Genomic DNA, 14,505 nt, shown 5'->3' with positions numbered 1-14,505 from the left:
TTCCACTCCTTCACATTTTCAACATACTTTCGTACGGCGTAACGTAACAAACACGATCTTTTACTTCAATGATCAGTACCTTTTCTCCTCGTTTGATCATTGTCTCCTGAGGCGCATAAAAGCAAGCGGGACGACTGATCGAACCAGTAACACTTTTCAGTTGGATCTCACCCATTCCTTGGATCGGTATCGGCGTCACCACCGTAGCGATTTGACCTTCCAATGATTTTTCAGAAGCCGATAGCGATGACTCTGCATGCTTCATTGGCATCAAGACATAAAAATTCAACAAAAAGACTAAAACGGTTGCAATAATGGCGCTGATAACGAAAATCACTAACGAGGACTGGTCGGTCAAGGATTCGCCCAAATACCCTAACAAGCTAGTAAAAGTCAACCAAGGAACGATCAGCATCGGATCGATAGGTCCATCGAAATCAAAGACATCTCCAAAAATAACAAGTAACACTGCAATCCCGGCACATATGAGTAGAACGTACCAGTAAATCGTGATGATTGCGATTCCTCCTATCATCTCATTCGCCTCCTTTGTGTACAAGAATATCATATCATAATCACCTATATAATTACTCTACTTTGGATAAAGTTTTTACTTTTAGTCCTTTTTATTTTGCCTTATACTAATAAGCGAGGTGAAAGAATGAAAAATTTAAAAAAACTATGGGGAACATTGATTTCTTTAGTTGTTTTGGGTGCAATCGGATTTATCGGAATGGACTTAGTGAACGAAGAGCCAACAGTCACCACTGACTACAGTGAATCTGCTTCTTTAAATAAAGAATCTGGTGAGAGCGTAACAGAAAAAGAAAATGCAACACAGAACTCATCTGAACAAAGAAACAATGGCCTACCGCAAGAAGAAGACTTAGCACCAACTGGAAACAATCCTGGGCCGCAAGACTTAGGGCAAGCATCATTCACCGCAAATGATTTTTCAACGAACCATGGATGGATCGAGTATCATGCGCTTGATCAGCTAGGACGACCAACTGGTGCGGATGCCTTACTGGAAAAATCAATGATCAACACAGGAACTAGTGCAAATCGTGACATCCGCCCTCCTGGATTTATTTCTGGGCCGAGATATGATCATTCTCGGGGACATCTGATCGCTAAACAATTCGGTGGCAGTGGCGACGATAAGCGAAATTTAGTTACTTTGTTTCAATTTCCCGTCAACGATCCTTATATGAATTTTTATGAACTAAAGATCCGTAAAGCATTGAACCATGGGGAAACTGTTCGTTATCGTGTTACTCCGCATTACGCTGGCGATGAACTGATCCCTGAAAGTGTCGAGTTAGAGGCAAAAGGAACAGGCAATAATCCAACGATCGACTTTACTGTGTTGATCCCAAATAAAAAGTAGGTGAAACGATTGTTTGAACAATTGAACAAAAACGGTACATTGGCACAAACACTTACATGGCTTGAAGAGAAAGAACTGACCGATTATGAAGAACTTGTCTTTTTTCCTTCTTCAAAACATTTTAAAGCTAGTATTCTACGGACGATCGATTATACATCACTTAATGAAGAGGATCTCGCGAAGCTCCTTTCATCCTTTCACTTGGTTGCTCGTACGATCGATGGCGATTACGTCTTGGCAAATGATGATACGGTCTATTTACTTCCTCGCTCGCACCAGAAAGAAGAAATCCAGCAATTCAATGGGAGTTTAGCCGATCTACTTATAAGATACGCAAACTCTTCAAAATCGATCGTCGATTTTTTTGATTTTCCCGCTAATTAGATTAGAGTAATCTACAAATAAAAAAATCGGAAAAAAACCTTTATTCTCGAAAAACAAAATGTCGTCCACGAAATCTTCCTTGCGAATTTCGTGGATGACATTTTTTGATGTTCCATGTGCTTGCTAATATTTCCTTAGAAATTAGCGAGAAATGAAGCTTATCTATGGATTGATGATTTGAATGTTTACACAAAAAAGCGATCGAAATGACCCATCATTTCGATCGCTTTGCATTTTTTTAGCTCTACATTCGTTGTAGAAGTATTTAACAGCTACTTTTTCGAAGAAATTCTCTCTAGTTTACCTATCTGGTTTCATGGAGAAAGTAGACGATCAAGCATCAACTCTGTAACTTCTAGCTGATAAAATATATTTTTCGATTTCTACTAAGAAGAATAAAAGTAATCCTGGTAAAAGACTGATGACTACTTCTGCATTTGATAACAAGTTAGTTCCTAATGCCATTCGCAATGGTGGGAACCAGATCATCGCTGCTTGAAGCAAGACCATGATCCCAATTGAATAAAACAATGCTGTATTTTTCCATAATCCTTTGTCCAAGCTAAACTCACTGATTCGGCGGCAATTGATCATATAGAAGGCTTGACCAAAGACCATCGCATTGATCAACACCGTTTGACGGGCATCATTTGAGACATATTCCATCGCAGTCAAACCTAAGATCGTTAAGATCATGCCCACATATAAGATACGCATCAACGCATATCGCGAAAGGATTCGCTCATCTAGTGGTCGTGGTCGGCGACTCATTACTTCTTTTTCCGCTCGTTCAAATCCTAACGCATAAGATAAAGTGATTGAAGCCACTAGGTTTAACCAAAGAATTTGAACAGTCGTTAATGGTAATGGGAAGTTTCCAATCAATGAGAACAGCAACAATAACCCTTGTGCCAAACAGGTTGGCAAGTAAAAGAGAATGGTTTTCTTCAAGTTATCGAAAATCCGACGACCTTCTTTTACTGCGTAAGCAATCGTCTCAAAATTATCATCGACTAAGACCATATCCGCCGCTTGCTTACTCACATCGCTCCCTTTGATTCCCATAGCGATCCCTACATCGGCTTTCTTCAATGCCGGTGCATCATTTACACCATCTCCGGTCATTCCTACAATTTCACCTTGTTCTTGCAGATAAGACACGATCGCTAATTTATGTTCTGGTGTCGTTCGAGCAAACACATCATTTTCACTTACTGCTTGTTGCCATTGTTGCTCTGAAAGTTGATTCAGCTCTTTTCCTGTGATCGCAGTTTGATGATTTTGCAATCCTAATTGTTTTGCGATGGCTTTAGCCGTCAATGGATGATCGCCAGTGATCATTTTCACACGGATTCCTGCTTGCTGCATCGATTTTACAGCTTCGATCGCTGATTCTTTCGGTGGATCGATCACACCACACAGACCGATCATTGTTAACTCTGCATCTAATGAATCATGTGATAAGTCTGCATCACCGATTTCTTTCATAGCGAAAGCTAGAACACGTTGCCCTTGACTTGCCAAATCTTCATTTTTCTTATTCCAACGTTTTTTATCGATGGCTTGAATCGTACCTCTAGCATCCATTTGTTGGCCAGCTTTTTCAATCAATACATCAGGCGCCCCTTTGACGAACAGGATGTTTTTGCCATTGATCTCATGGACGGTACTCATATACTTATACGCTGAATCGAATGGGATCTTAGCGATTGGCGAATAAATCTTTGCCTGTTGCGTGTTTGTATAACGTAATAATGCAAGTTCAGTTGCATTTCCAGTTTCAGGACAAGCGCCATCTGCTAATTGTGTTTCTTGACAATTGTGCATCGCTTGGAACAAATACTCCTCAACTTTTGTACGTGATGCTTTTGTAAATGATTGAGGCGTGTACCAATCATTCAATGTCGCAATGTGGACCAAAGACATTTCATTTTTTGTCAATGTTCCTGTCTTATCTGAACAAATAACCGTCATTGCTCCTAATGTTTCTACAGTAGGTAATGTTTTTACGATCGCATTTTGTTTTGCCATTCGATTCACACCGACCGATAAAATAATGGTTAAGATCGATGGCAAGCCTTCTGGAATCGAAGAAACGATCAAAGCGATGATCGCCGTCGCTATATAGCCCCACGTCATGCCGTAGTAAAAATAAGAAACGATCGCAATCAATAAAATCAACGCACTGATTCCTTTAAAAATACTTGTATTCATTTCTTTGATTTTTTTCAATAATGGTGTTTCTTGCTCTTCAACCGTCGATAACGAATGACTGATCTTACCGATTTGAGTATTCGGACCTACTTCAACAACGACGCCTAGCCCATTTCCAGATTCAACTTTTGTGCCAGAAAAAGCCATATTGATTTGTTCCGCTAATTCTGTGTTTTCTGGTAAACTCTCGCTAGTTTTGCTGACAGAATGTGTTTCTCCTGTTAAAATTGCTTCATCCACTTGCAGGTTGAATGATTCAATGATCCGAACATCCGCTGGTACGATATCTCCAGCAGTCAAAACTACTTGATCGCCAACGACCAACTCAGTCGGATCGATTTCACGTTTTTTACCGTCTTCCAAAATCACTGCTTTATCACTCAATAATCCTTTGATACTATCTAAAGATGAGGCTGCTTTCCGTTCTTGGAAATAACCGATCATTGCATTTAGAAAAACAACTAAAAAAATCATCCCGCCTTCCATCAATGCTCCGGTTGCTACTTTCAAGATTGCAGCACCTAATAAGATGTACATCAAAGCATCGTGGAAATAAGATAAGAATTTTTGCCATTCAGGCGTTTGGTCTTGCTCTTCCATTTTATTTTTTCCAAATTTTTGTTGTCGTTCAAGACGATCACTTTCTGAAATAAAATCTGTGACTTGAACCCGTTCGAATGTTTCCTCAGTTGACTTGTTATACCACTCCATACTTTTTCTCCTCCAACAATTACTAATCTAAAATAAGCTTACAGGTTAGAGTAGCTCTAAGGTCAATGCTTTTTTTGACATTTTTTTAAATAACTCGCTTTTTCTAACCAACTAATAGTAAAATGAGAAACAGAGACAAGCTATAAATAAAATCAAATGGAAGTGAATCGATTGAAAATCAATGAATTAGCAAAATTATATGATATTACCCCACATACTTTACGGTACTATGAAAAAATCGGTTTGATCCAACCAGATTATGACGATAATGGCTATCGTAACTATTCTTATAAAGAACTAGAACAACTAAACACGATTCGAGATTTGCGATATTTCGATGTTTCTCTACCAGATATCGTCGAATACCTTAAAAATAAAAACATTGAACGCACAAAAGAACTTTTACGTTTTGAAATTGATTCTTTGCATCGCTTGATTGAAGAATCTAAAGAAAAAATCGCCTTACTGGATGATCGCTTACAGTTGATCTATGAAGTAGAAGACACTCCTTTTCATCAACCGATCGTGATGGAGCATCAATTGCGTCAAGTGATCAAAGACGATGAGATGACGACAAGTGATGATGTCGATTATGCGTTGAAGCAACTGCACAAAAAGCATGAAAAACATCTTAGTGCCAATAATCAAAATCTATTTGGAAGTATTTTACATGAAGATACGGATCCTATTGCCTATCAAGTCTTCTATTTCTATCCAGAAACTGCCTCGCTGATCAATGAAGTATCCACTTTGCCCTCAGGGAAATACTTGACTTACACATACCAAGGAGGCTATGAGCAACAAATCATCGGTATTCAAGAAATGAGAAAATATGCGGAAACACACAAACTAGAACTAAAAAGTCCATTTTATGAACTATACCTCGTTGATTTCCATGAAACGAATGACCAAGATGAATTTATTACTCGTTTAGAAGTATTGATCCAGTAACGATCCTATAAAAACAACACAAAAATAGCCAAAAGAGAATGAAGCTACGATCTGCTTCTTCCCTTTTGGCTGTTTTTCATTTTTTATGCATGGTAACGTTCTACACCATCTAAATAAGTGGCATCTAAAGTCATGTCAGGATTCAAGACGATGAAATCAGCATCTCTTCCTTTAGCAATCTTTCCACATGTATCGTCGATCTTACAGCTGACCGCTGGAACGTAAGTAGCCATCATGATGGCTTGCTCAGGCGTAGCTAAGCCCCAATCAACTACATTCTTGATTGCTTCTTTTAATCTTAAAATACTTCCAGCTAGATTACCAGATTCTAAACGAGCTGTTCCGTCTTTAACGACAACTGGAAACTCACCTAGATTATAGTTGCCATCTGGCATGCCGCCAGCCATCATACAATCCGTGATCAATGCAACATGATCATGTCCTGCTTTTTCCATCAAGATTTGAGCAGCATTTGGATGGACATGGTGACCGTCACAAATCAATTCAGAAAACACGTGGTCTAATGACAATAATGCACCAACCATCCCAGGTTCACGATGATTCAATCCACGCATACCATTAAATGCATGAACAAACACGCTTGCTCCTGCTTCAACTGCGGCTTGCGCTTCGTTGATCGTCGCATTACTATGACCTAACGCCACGACAACGCCTTCATCGGTCACTTGTTTGACAAACTCTTCAACACCTGAACGCTCTGGAGCTAAGGCGATTTTTTTGATCAAACCACCAGAAGCTTCTTGCCATTCATTGAAGACAGCTAGATCTGGATCGCCAAAATAACTTGGGTTTTGTGCGCCTTTGTGTTCCTCTGTAAAGAATGGGCCTTCAAAATAGATTCCTTTGATTTTAGCACCAGGAGCTTCGTGATACATTTTTCCAATGGTTTCTGCTACGTCTTTTAGACGTTCTTTGCTAGAAGTCAATGTGGTAGGTAAAAATGCAGTGACTCCACAAGATAATAATCCTTCTGACATGGCTTTAATACCTTCAGCGTCATTATCCATAACGTCGTGATTCATAAACCCATGAATATGCGTGTCTACAAGTCCAGGGGCAATCCATTTGCCAGTTTGATCAATGATTTTTACTTCTCCTGTTGGTTTTTCTGAAAGATACTCTCCAAAAAGTCCATCAGTGATTTCAAGATATCCAGCATTTTTCACACCAGATGCCAAAAAGAATTTGTCAGCATAGATATAAGTTCTCATTCTATTCTCTCCTTTGATGATCTACCTTTAAATTACTCTTATTTACGAGAGAAGTCAAGAATGGTCTACACCATTTATATACTTTTTGCGATTTTTTTTACAGCTTGAGCTAATTCTTCATAAAACAACGCTTTTGATAGTTCATTTTGTTGCTTATATATCAAACTTTTCAGAATAAATAAATCATTTAAATAATAATAGCTATTTTTTTCTTGTGCCCAGCGAATGCCTTGATTCACTTGTTCAAGCGCTGCTTCACTTTCTCCTTGATGAAATAAAAAACTTCCGTAATTATAAAAAATTTGTGTCAGCTCGCTTTTGTTATGATCGTTCATTGTCTCATGCAACAGTTGAACGCTACGGCTTAAATAATATCTTGCTTCCGTACTTCTCCCCGCTACACCATAGACTTTACCAATACAGCTGATCAATTGGATCTCAATATCGCAGACGTGGATTCGATCTTTTTGACTTGAATAAGTCAATGCTTCTTTTAAGTAGCTGAGCGCCTGTACTAAGTTTTTCCTTAACGTAAATTCACAAACGCCTAAATAATAGTAATACCGTTGAAAATCTTCAGCGGAATACAGGTTCTCTGTTACTTTCGCTGATTTTAGTTCTTGCTCTAATTTACGATAATCTCTTTTTAGAAAATAAAGATCTAGAAGATCAAATTGTCTCGTTGCTGCTCGAAATTTATCTTTGGATAAATTCATCACATAATCGATCGTCACTCCAAGTCGATGGCAGATTTGCGCCATTACCAATACATTCGGTAACTCTTCGTTATTTTCAATTCTACTCAGCACACTTTGAGAACAAATGCCTTGTGAAAGCATTTGTTGGGTCATTTTTTGTTCTTTTCGGATTTCTTTGATGATCGTACCAAAGGAATCGACTAACGCTTCCATAAGTATCCTCCTCTAAAAAATATGCGTATTCGCATGACTACATGTATTGTACTTGACTACTTTGCAAACTTCAAGAAAAGACCAACAGCAACATTTTTGGTTTTCAAATAGTTGGCATTAAAAAAGCGTCTCGGTGTCGGGACGGCTTTTAGGTAAAGTCATATTTACTTGTAAATAGGTTAAAACAAACACTTATTCCCACAAGTTCAGTAAACCCATGGATCAAATGAACGCATTGGATTTTTAAGAAGTAAGCAATCACCCACAAAAATCACTGTGTTCCATTTTCATCGGTCACCACTTACTTCTTAAAATCCGCTTTGTCCCGCGAGTTATCCACTCACGAGTCAAGTGCTTTGCGTACATGTAATCGTTAAGCTATCAACTTTCCTATCTTTGTTGATACGTTGTCAGGAATTCGCGCATTTTTTTTGCTGTCACTTTTAAGTCATCTAATTTAGGCAAGTACACGATTCTGAAATGATCAGGATCTGGCCAATTAAAGCCACCTCCATGAACAAGCAAGATTTTATGCTCATGTAGAAAATCTAAGACGAACTGCTCATCATTTGAAATATTGAAGCGTTTCGTGTCGATTTTCGGGAAGATATAAAAGGCTGCTTTTGGCTTAACTGCTGATAGTCCAGGTATATCATTGATCGCATTATAGATATATTCTCTTTGTTCGTAGATCCGTCCGCCTGGCAACAATAATTCATCCACGCTTTGGTAGCCACCTAAAGCAGTTTGGATGATCTGTTGCGACAAGACATTGGAACAAAGACGCATCGAAGATAACATGTTCAACCCTTCAATGTAACCTTTGACATTTGATTTGTCTCCACTTAATACCATCCAACCAACACGGAATCCTGCCACACGATGAGATTTTGATAATCCATTCAAGGTCACAACAAACAAGTCAGGTGCCAACGTTGCAATTGGAATATGCTCTAATCCGTCCATCACTAAACGGTCGTAGATTTCATCTGAATAAATGATCAATTGATATTCTCGGGCAATTTTCACGATTTCTTCAAGTAGCTCTTTTGGATATAAAGCCCCCGTTGGATTGTTTGGATTGATGATCACGATCGCTTTTGTTCGACTCGTTACTTTTGATTTGATATCGTCAATATCTGGATACCACTCTGCTTGCTCATCACACACATAATGAACGGGCTTTCCTCCAGCTAACGAAACGGAAGCGGTCCATAAAGGATAATCTGGCATAGGAACCAATACTTCATCACCATTGTCAAGCAACCCTTGCATACACATCGTGATCAACTCACTGACGCCATTACCAGTATAAATATCATTGATCGTCACATTTGGGAATTTTTTTAACTGGCAATACTGTTCGATTGCCTTTCGCGCAGAAAAAATCCCTTTTGAGTCTGAATAGCCTTCTGAATCTCTGGCATTCATGATCAAATCTCGGATCACTTCATTTGGTGCTTCAAATCCAAACGGAGCTGGATTTCCAGTGTTCAATTTCAAAATACTGATACCCTCTTCTTGCATTCGTTCTGCTTCTTCAAGAACAGGCCCGCGGACATCGTAGCTTACGCCTTCTAATTTATTGGATTTTTCAAATTCTCTCATAGTGATCCAATCCCTCGTTTCAAAAAAAGTTAGAAATTTCTGATTATACTCATTTATTTCCATATCATACTCCATTCATCTGGATTTTGCCACCGTTTTAAAAAAATCCTAGATGAAAATCAACTTTTTTTGAGTTTACTTCTCTTGGCGATCATTCCAAAGATTTGCTGCCCAATCCATAGCGATCCCAATGATCACCCCTAAAAATATCCCCATGGCTAACTTCCCAAATGCTAATCCGATGATGATGCCTGCTATCATTCCTAAAATCGAGAATTCTCCATCATACTTATTCATGATTTTCCTCTTTCTTATCTTGACATCTATTTCGTTACTCGCTATGATTATATTGTTGTTTCTTGCAGACGTGATGGAACGGCAGACATGCAAGATTGAGGGTCTTGTGAGCGTAAGCTCGTGTGGGTTCAAATCCCATCGTCTGCATAATGAACAAAACTCATGGTTCAAGCCATGAGTTTTTTTGTTTTCATTTTTAAAAGAGGCAACGCATCAGAACATTATTTATCTTCTACCTATATATAGGTAAACTTATTGGCTACTTCTTTCACCATTTATTCTTGTTGAATCACTTTACTAGTTTTTGTCTAGGAAAGGGGCTATTTTCAAAAGCGACGACAATGTTTGGTTTTTCTAATACCGTGTAGTCTTTGACAACAAATTGTTTGCGGTTGTTATAGTAGCCTTTTACAAAGATTTTCATCCCATCATCGACATCGGCAATAAAATTCAAGCTATGGCTCGCAATCAAGCAATTCTCTGTTCCTAAAGTAAAACGGATCAATGGTTTTTCTCCTAATTTTAACAATCTGATTTTCGAGACCGTTCCATATTTTCTTTCCATTGTCATCTCCCCCTCCCTTACTATTATACGAACAAACGTTCAGTTTTTCAAGTTTTATTCTCTACTAGGAAACAACTTTTACAGCGTACTTACTATCTATATAAATACGTCACGACCGTTTCTTCTCGCTTTTCTTTTATCGATTTAGATCTCATTACTTGCTGACTTGTCGATCAACGATTTGTTGAGACTTTGCCGCTGTCAACTTCGCATCACTTCTCGCTTTTTCTAATTGAGCAATATAACTTCTTAAACTACTATTTTCTGCTGAAATAGTTTCTAATTGTTTTTTAGTGGTTGCTAACTCGGATTGTAAGTTTGTTTTCTCTCGGCTTAGTTGAGCGATTTGTTCATTTAACTGATTGACGCTATTTTGCATTTCCGTATATTTTACTTGGATCTCTTGGAGTCTTGTATTCCATTGGCTGTTCAAATTATTGATTTCGCTTATTTTTTGACTAATTTCATTGATTTTATTGTTGATTTCAGTTTGTTTGTCTTTTAGTTGGTTTTCTTTACTAGTTAACTGATTTTGTAAGTTTGTTTGCTCTGCAACTAATTGACTTTTTTGCGTTTCTAGATCAGAGATTTTAGACTGATATTCTTGTGCTTTCGTTTGTGACTCTTGAAGTTCTTGATTTTTAGTCGCTAATACACTAGTTAAATCGGTGATTTTTTGTTGATGACTTGTTAATTGCTGATCAAGTTTATCAAGATTCTCGTTGATTTTCGCGATATCAGCTTCACCTCCCCAAAATAAAACTTCTCCTGCAAAACGCGTACCTGTATAACCAATAGCTCCCAACAACAACGCAATCAATCCACCAATAATCCATTTCTTTTTCATGTTCTTCTCCTTAATGAAATAATTATTTTATAACCAGATAAATCTAATCTTTTGCCTTCCTAATGTCAAGACATATCTGTATCACATTTCTATGATTCTGTATAAACGTTGAAATAAAGGCACCTAAGGATTAAATTACAAGCAGTATTTTAGTAGTAATCCTTTAATTGTTTTATAATGGTAGTAAGTCATATAGGAAAGGGGTAATTTCAATGAAAACGTTAGATATGATTGCTTTAACATTATTGATCGTTGGAGGATTGAACTGGTTATTGGTTGGTTTATTAGAATTTGATTTAGTGGCGATGATTGCTGGTGGTTCAACAACAATTTTGGCTAAAGCTATTTATATAATTGTCGGGATTTGCGCTATTTACTGTTTGAAATTCTTTCCAATGATCTCCAATCGTGTTGAAAACTAATAGTTGGGATTTGATTTTTAGAACATGGAGCATCTAGTTGCTCTATGTTCTATTTTTATTTTCAAAAATCTCTGATTATCCTCTCGAAAGAGCATCTTCATGAGTCCAGATGATTACTTTATATCGCCTTTTTTACTCTTTTCAATCAAAAAATCACTTATTTATTGTTAGCTTAATACTTTCTTAACTATATCATTCTTCAAAAAATGAGAACATACATTCTTTTATTCAAGCGAAAGAAAGCGTTTTTCAATTACATATGTTTCGTTAATTATTACAAAAAAGGTAGTTTTGTCATAAACTGTTACGTTTCTATCACCTATGAAATGTTGCATCATGTTAAAGTATTACTCGTTAGCGAAACAGCTAATCAAATAACTTTTTAAAACACGAAGGAGATCTTTCATGAAATCACTTAAAACAATTCTTTTTGGAACAACTTTGGCTGCCGGCGCTGCTTTATTTATGGGTACTTCTGCACATGCAGACGAAGCCTACACTGTTCAATCAGGTGATACTTTATCAACGATTTCTCAAAAATACGTTGGTGACAACTCCTTGATCCAAACAATTGCCGAAGCAAACTCAATCTCAAACATTCACCTGATCTTTTCAGGTCAAGAACTAACTATTCCTACTGGCGAACAAAAAACAGCTCCTGTAGCTACTCAAGCTCCTGCTGCTCCTGTTCAAGAAACTACTCCAGTTGTGGAAACACCTGTAGTGGAACAAACTCCAGTAGTTGAACAAGCACCAGTTGTTGAACAAGCTCCTGCTGCTGAAGTGGCAGTTTCGACTGGTACAAACGATGCGAAAGAATGGATCGCACAAAAAGAATCTAGCGGTTCTTACACAGCAACAAACGGACGCTACATCGGCCGTTACCAATTAGACTCTTCTTACTTGAATGGTGACTACTCAGCTGCCAACCAAGAAAGAGTTGCAGAACAATATGTTGCCTCTCGTTATGGCTCTTGGGACGCAGCAAAAGCTTTCTGGTTAGCTAACGGTTGGTACTAAGAACGAGTGATTTTATCACTTAATAATGAGCTAAAATAAAAAAAGGAAGGACCGAAAATAGATAATCTATTTTCCGATCCTTCCTTTTTTTTTATAAGATTTCTTTATTTGACGACCATCAACTAATGGTAATCGTACCGTCAATCGTCGTTGTATTGACCAATTGTTGTTCGTTATAAATATTGTATAAGATTCTGACATCATGGCTGCCCTCATCAGGTAGATTCTCAAAAGGAATAGAGTCTATTCGATTGTTTGGTGGAATCAATCCTGATTTGTACAATATTTTATTGTTTGAGACTAAATAATACTCTACTTGGATATTGAATGCGTTCTGTCCGTTATTACGTACATCGACACTCGCTTTTCCTTGTGCATCGATTTCTATATCATGCTTCAAGAGGATACGCATTTTGTCTTTGTCCACTTGATCTTGCATTGCTTTTAAAATATCTTCATTACTCAATCTTGTCAGGTTATCATCTAAATCTGGCAATCCTACCACTACTTGAGGAGGAGATTGATTAAAATAAAGGTATCCGCCAATCCCTGCAATCAAACTAAAGATAAGCAAGGAAAATAAGATATATGTTCTCTTCTTTTTACTACGATTGTTGTTTTTAATATTACTATGTGCCATTTCTCTCAACCTCCTTTCTCAATTTCTAGTTGAAAAGTATATTTATTTAGATCCTTTTCTAAAAAATTAGGTAATGGATACTTCTCAATATTTCTGAACTTAGTTAGCTAATGCAGTGAAATGGAATGACATCGTATATGCAGGTGTCACGATCACGTTTTGTTGGAATGGACTAGTGATCGCCCCTTCAAATCTTAAAGCTTTTGTTTGTCCTGTTCCGATTGTTGTTAAATAAGTACGAGTATTCAAGAATTGTCCAGAAGCACTTTGCAAGCGAACTGCCGCTTCATTTAGTGGTGTAAAGAACAAGTCTTGAGTGATACCAGTTGAGCTTGTCTCCGCAAAACTATCTACTTCGATCATTACTCTATGTGAAGTTGAATTATTTGTCATTGAATATAACGGCGAAACGATTTCTGGTTGAGGCGTGCCGTCATCTGCCATCGAATTCGCATATCTTACAGTCGTAGGAACCGTGATATCGATATAGCGTTTATCTTCCGGATCAACTGGATCCCACTCACCGATCCAACCTGAAACTTGAACGTCTGCTTTATCGTCACCTTTGATCGTCTGACCAGGTGTATTGTCAGGTTGTCCAGGGATCCAGCCCAAATCAGCAGCAGCAGCATTTAAAGATCCAAGTCCTAAACCACTCAATAAGATAGTTGATACGATCGCTAAATTACTTAGCTTTTTCATATTATGTTTCTCTCCTTGCAGAAATAATAAACATTATTTCAATTAATTTTTTGTAGTCGATCTTCCTTTTGATTGAACGTATAAAACGATCCTATCGAAAAAAGAGTAAGCAATAAACCGATCAAGGCAATTCCATTGGTCAAATGTTCACCAGTTTGTGGGAATTTAGAGGAAGAACCTTTACTTTTACTTGACACTGGAACTGTAGCTTGTTGTTCCTTTTTTTGTTCTCCATTTTGGGTATCCTGCCCTGTGTCGTCTTGATTTTCGGAACTATTTCCTAAATCGCCGATCGTTGCTTCGACATGAACCGTTTGTATTTCTGATTGTTGAGCATGATAGATCGTTGGACTCATAACACATAACAGCAACGCACCTACCATGTAGTACATCATTTTTTTTATCTTACCCTTCACCTCCTATGTAAACGACACGTTTCCCACAAAACAATTATCCTTAAAAAACTAGCACTTTTAAAACCAAGTTTAACCGTTAGTTTGGTAAATAAAATAAGAATATGCAGTTATTTTTACTGCAGATAAATATAAAATACAATTGCTATTATCAACTATTTAACCACATATAACAGCGTTAAAATAGCATTCTTGTAT

16 protein-coding genes and 1 tRNA gene are annotated in these 14,505 nt (G+C 37.6%); 6 read left to right on the top strand and 11 right to left on the bottom strand.

Annotated features, from left to right (window positions below; genetic code table 11):
- Nucleotides 1-10 precede the first annotated feature (10 nt).
- Nucleotides 11-535, bottom strand: coding sequence for an NfeD family protein (locus DOK79_RS11940; RefSeq protein WP_206857979.1), 525 nt, complete (start codon nucleotides 533-535; stop codon nucleotides 11-13).
- A 126-nt stretch (nucleotides 536-661) separates the two neighbouring features.
- Between DOK79_RS11940 and DOK79_RS11935 the strand changes: the two genes are divergently transcribed.
- Together DOK79_RS11935 and DOK79_RS11930 are read left to right on the top strand one after the other, a co-directional pair.
- Nucleotides 662-1,390 carry a DNA/RNA non-specific endonuclease gene (locus tag DOK79_RS11935; protein WP_206857980.1) on the top strand — a complete coding sequence of 243 codons (729 nt, stop codon included), beginning with the start codon at nucleotides 662-664 and terminating at the stop codon, nucleotides 1,388-1,390.
- Between the two features lie 9 nt (nucleotides 1,391-1,399).
- Nucleotides 1,400-1,774: a hypothetical protein gene (locus tag DOK79_RS11930; RefSeq protein WP_206857982.1), complete on the top strand. Its 375-nt coding sequence runs from the start codon at nucleotides 1,400-1,402 to the stop codon at nucleotides 1,772-1,774.
- 333 nt (nucleotides 1,775-2,107) lie between these two features.
- Here the strand turns inward: DOK79_RS11930 and DOK79_RS11925 are convergent, their stop codons facing one another.
- A complete protein-coding gene (locus DOK79_RS11925) occupies nucleotides 2,108-4,699 on the bottom strand; it encodes an HAD-IC family P-type ATPase (RefSeq protein WP_206857983.1) in 2,592 nt (863 codons plus the stop codon).
- Nucleotides 4,700-4,861: 162 nt separating this feature from the next.
- On the opposite strand from DOK79_RS11925, the gene DOK79_RS11920 reads away from it, so the two are divergent.
- Nucleotides 4,862-5,650: a MerR family transcriptional regulator gene (locus DOK79_RS11920; protein ID WP_339093327.1), complete on the top strand. Its 789-nt coding sequence runs from the start codon at nucleotides 4,862-4,864 to the stop codon at nucleotides 5,648-5,650.
- 83 nt (nucleotides 5,651-5,733) lie between these two features.
- Here DOK79_RS11920 and nagA read toward each other — a convergent pair whose 3' ends face one another.
- From nagA to DOK79_RS11900, 4 genes are all read right to left on the bottom strand, one after another.
- Nucleotides 5,734-6,882, bottom strand: coding sequence for an N-acetylglucosamine-6-phosphate deacetylase (gene nagA / locus DOK79_RS11915; RefSeq protein ID WP_206857995.1), 1,149 nt, complete (start codon nucleotides 6,880-6,882; stop codon nucleotides 5,734-5,736).
- Nucleotides 6,883-6,956: 74 nt separating this feature from the next.
- The gene (locus tag DOK79_RS11910) at nucleotides 6,957-7,793 is read right to left on the bottom strand and encodes a helix-turn-helix domain-containing protein (protein WP_206858003.1); all 837 of its coding nucleotides are present in this window, start codon (nucleotides 7,791-7,793) and stop codon (nucleotides 6,957-6,959) included.
- Nucleotides 7,794-8,183: 390 nt separating this feature from the next.
- Nucleotides 8,184-9,401, bottom strand: coding sequence for a pyridoxal phosphate-dependent aminotransferase (locus DOK79_RS11905; RefSeq protein WP_206858006.1), 1,218 nt, complete (start codon nucleotides 9,399-9,401; stop codon nucleotides 8,184-8,186).
- 135 nt (nucleotides 9,402-9,536) lie between these two features.
- Nucleotides 9,537-9,698: a hypothetical protein gene (locus DOK79_RS11900; RefSeq protein ID WP_206858007.1), complete on the bottom strand. Its 162-nt coding sequence runs from the start codon at nucleotides 9,696-9,698 to the stop codon at nucleotides 9,537-9,539.
- A gap of 64 nt (nucleotides 9,699-9,762) precedes the next feature.
- Between DOK79_RS11900 and DOK79_RS11895 the strand changes: the two genes are divergently transcribed.
- Nucleotides 9,763-9,845 (top strand) — tRNA-Leu (locus DOK79_RS11895).
- Nucleotides 9,846-9,987: 142 nt separating this feature from the next.
- On the opposite strand, the gene DOK79_RS11890 is transcribed toward DOK79_RS11895, so the two are convergent.
- Together DOK79_RS11890 and DOK79_RS11885 are read right to left on the bottom strand one after the other, a co-directional pair.
- The gene (locus tag DOK79_RS11890; protein ID WP_206858009.1) at nucleotides 9,988-10,263 is read right to left on the bottom strand and encodes a hypothetical protein; all 276 of its coding nucleotides are present in this window, start codon (nucleotides 10,261-10,263) and stop codon (nucleotides 9,988-9,990) included.
- A 154-nt stretch (nucleotides 10,264-10,417) separates the two neighbouring features.
- A complete protein-coding gene (locus DOK79_RS11885) occupies nucleotides 10,418-11,110 on the bottom strand; it encodes a DNA-directed RNA polymerase subunit omega (protein ID WP_206858010.1) in 693 nt (230 codons plus the stop codon).
- 212 nt (nucleotides 11,111-11,322) lie between these two features.
- On the opposite strand from DOK79_RS11885, the gene DOK79_RS11880 reads away from it, so the two are divergent.
- Both DOK79_RS11880 and DOK79_RS11875 read left to right on the top strand, forming a co-directional pair.
- Nucleotides 11,323-11,532 carry a DUF378 domain-containing protein gene (locus DOK79_RS11880; protein WP_206858012.1) on the top strand — a complete coding sequence of 70 codons (210 nt, stop codon included), beginning with the start codon at nucleotides 11,323-11,325 and terminating at the stop codon, nucleotides 11,530-11,532.
- Between the two features lie 405 nt (nucleotides 11,533-11,937).
- The gene (locus DOK79_RS11875; protein WP_207699347.1) at nucleotides 11,938-12,552 is read left to right on the top strand and encodes a LysM peptidoglycan-binding domain-containing protein; all 615 of its coding nucleotides are present in this window, start codon (nucleotides 11,938-11,940) and stop codon (nucleotides 12,550-12,552) included.
- Between the two features lie 118 nt (nucleotides 12,553-12,670).
- On the opposite strand, the gene DOK79_RS11870 is transcribed toward DOK79_RS11875, so the two are convergent.
- The 3 genes from DOK79_RS11870 to DOK79_RS11860 form a co-directional block, all read right to left on the bottom strand.
- Complete coding sequence (locus tag DOK79_RS11870; RefSeq protein WP_206857404.1) at nucleotides 12,671-13,192, bottom strand: hypothetical protein; 522 nt, start codon at nucleotides 13,190-13,192, stop codon at nucleotides 12,671-12,673.
- Between the two features lie 99 nt (nucleotides 13,193-13,291).
- Nucleotides 13,292-13,894 (bottom strand): hypothetical protein, encoded by a 603-nt coding sequence (locus DOK79_RS11865; RefSeq protein WP_206857405.1) that lies wholly within the window; start codon nucleotides 13,892-13,894, stop codon nucleotides 13,292-13,294.
- Nucleotides 13,895-13,932: 38 nt separating this feature from the next.
- Complete coding sequence (locus tag DOK79_RS11860) at nucleotides 13,933-14,289, bottom strand: LPXTG cell wall anchor domain-containing protein (RefSeq protein WP_242542582.1); 357 nt, start codon at nucleotides 14,287-14,289, stop codon at nucleotides 13,933-13,935.
- Between the last annotated feature and the right edge of the window lie 216 nt (nucleotides 14,290-14,505).

The organism is Enterococcus sp. DIV1094 (assembly GCF_017316305.2).
Lineage (GTDB): Bacteria > Bacillota > Bacilli > Lactobacillales > Enterococcaceae > Enterococcus_B > Enterococcus_B mangumiae.
Note: the sequence above shows the minus strand (reverse complement) of the source record. Positions and strands in the feature narration are given on the sequence as shown.

Bases quoted from the DNA above. Each gene is read 5' to 3' on its own strand.
- DOK79_RS11940 (WP_206857979.1), bottom strand. From the start codon at position 535: ATGATAGGAGGAATCGCAATCATCACGATTTACTGGTACGTTCTACTC.
- DOK79_RS11935 (WP_206857980.1), top strand. From the start codon at position 662: ATGAAAAATTTAAAAAAACTATGGGGAACATTGATTTCTTTAGTTGTT.
- DOK79_RS11925 (WP_206857983.1), bottom strand. From the start codon at position 4,699: ATGGAGTGGTATAACAAGTCAACTGAGGAAACATTCGAACGGGTTCAA.
- nagA (WP_206857995.1), bottom strand. From the start codon at position 6,882: ATGAGAACTTATATCTATGCTGACAAATTCTTTTTGGCATCTGGTGTG.
- DOK79_RS11910 (WP_206858003.1), bottom strand. From the start codon at position 7,793: ATGGAAGCGTTAGTCGATTCCTTTGGTACGATCATCAAAGAAATCCGA.
- DOK79_RS11905 (WP_206858006.1), bottom strand. From the start codon at position 9,401: ATGAGAGAATTTGAAAAATCCAATAAATTAGAAGGCGTAAGCTACGAT.
- DOK79_RS11900 (WP_206858007.1), bottom strand. From the start codon at position 9,698: ATGAATAAGTATGATGGAGAATTCTCGATTTTAGGAATGATAGCAGGC.
- DOK79_RS11890 (WP_206858009.1), bottom strand. From the start codon at position 10,263: ATGGAAAGAAAATATGGAACGGTCTCGAAAATCAGATTGTTAAAATTA.
- DOK79_RS11885 (WP_206858010.1), bottom strand. From the start codon at position 11,110: ATGAAAAAGAAATGGATTATTGGTGGATTGATTGCGTTGTTGTTGGGA.
- DOK79_RS11880 (WP_206858012.1), top strand. From the start codon at position 11,323: ATGAAAACGTTAGATATGATTGCTTTAACATTATTGATCGTTGGAGGA.
- DOK79_RS11875 (WP_207699347.1), top strand. From the start codon at position 11,938: ATGAAATCACTTAAAACAATTCTTTTTGGAACAACTTTGGCTGCCGGC.
- DOK79_RS11870 (WP_206857404.1), bottom strand. From the start codon at position 13,192: ATGGCACATAGTAATATTAAAAACAACAATCGTAGTAAAAAGAAGAGA.
- DOK79_RS11865 (WP_206857405.1), bottom strand. From the start codon at position 13,894: ATGAAAAAGCTAAGTAATTTAGCGATCGTATCAACTATCTTATTGAGT.
- DOK79_RS11860 (WP_242542582.1), bottom strand. From the start codon at position 14,289: ATGATGTACTACATGGTAGGTGCGTTGCTGTTATGTGTTATGAGTCCA.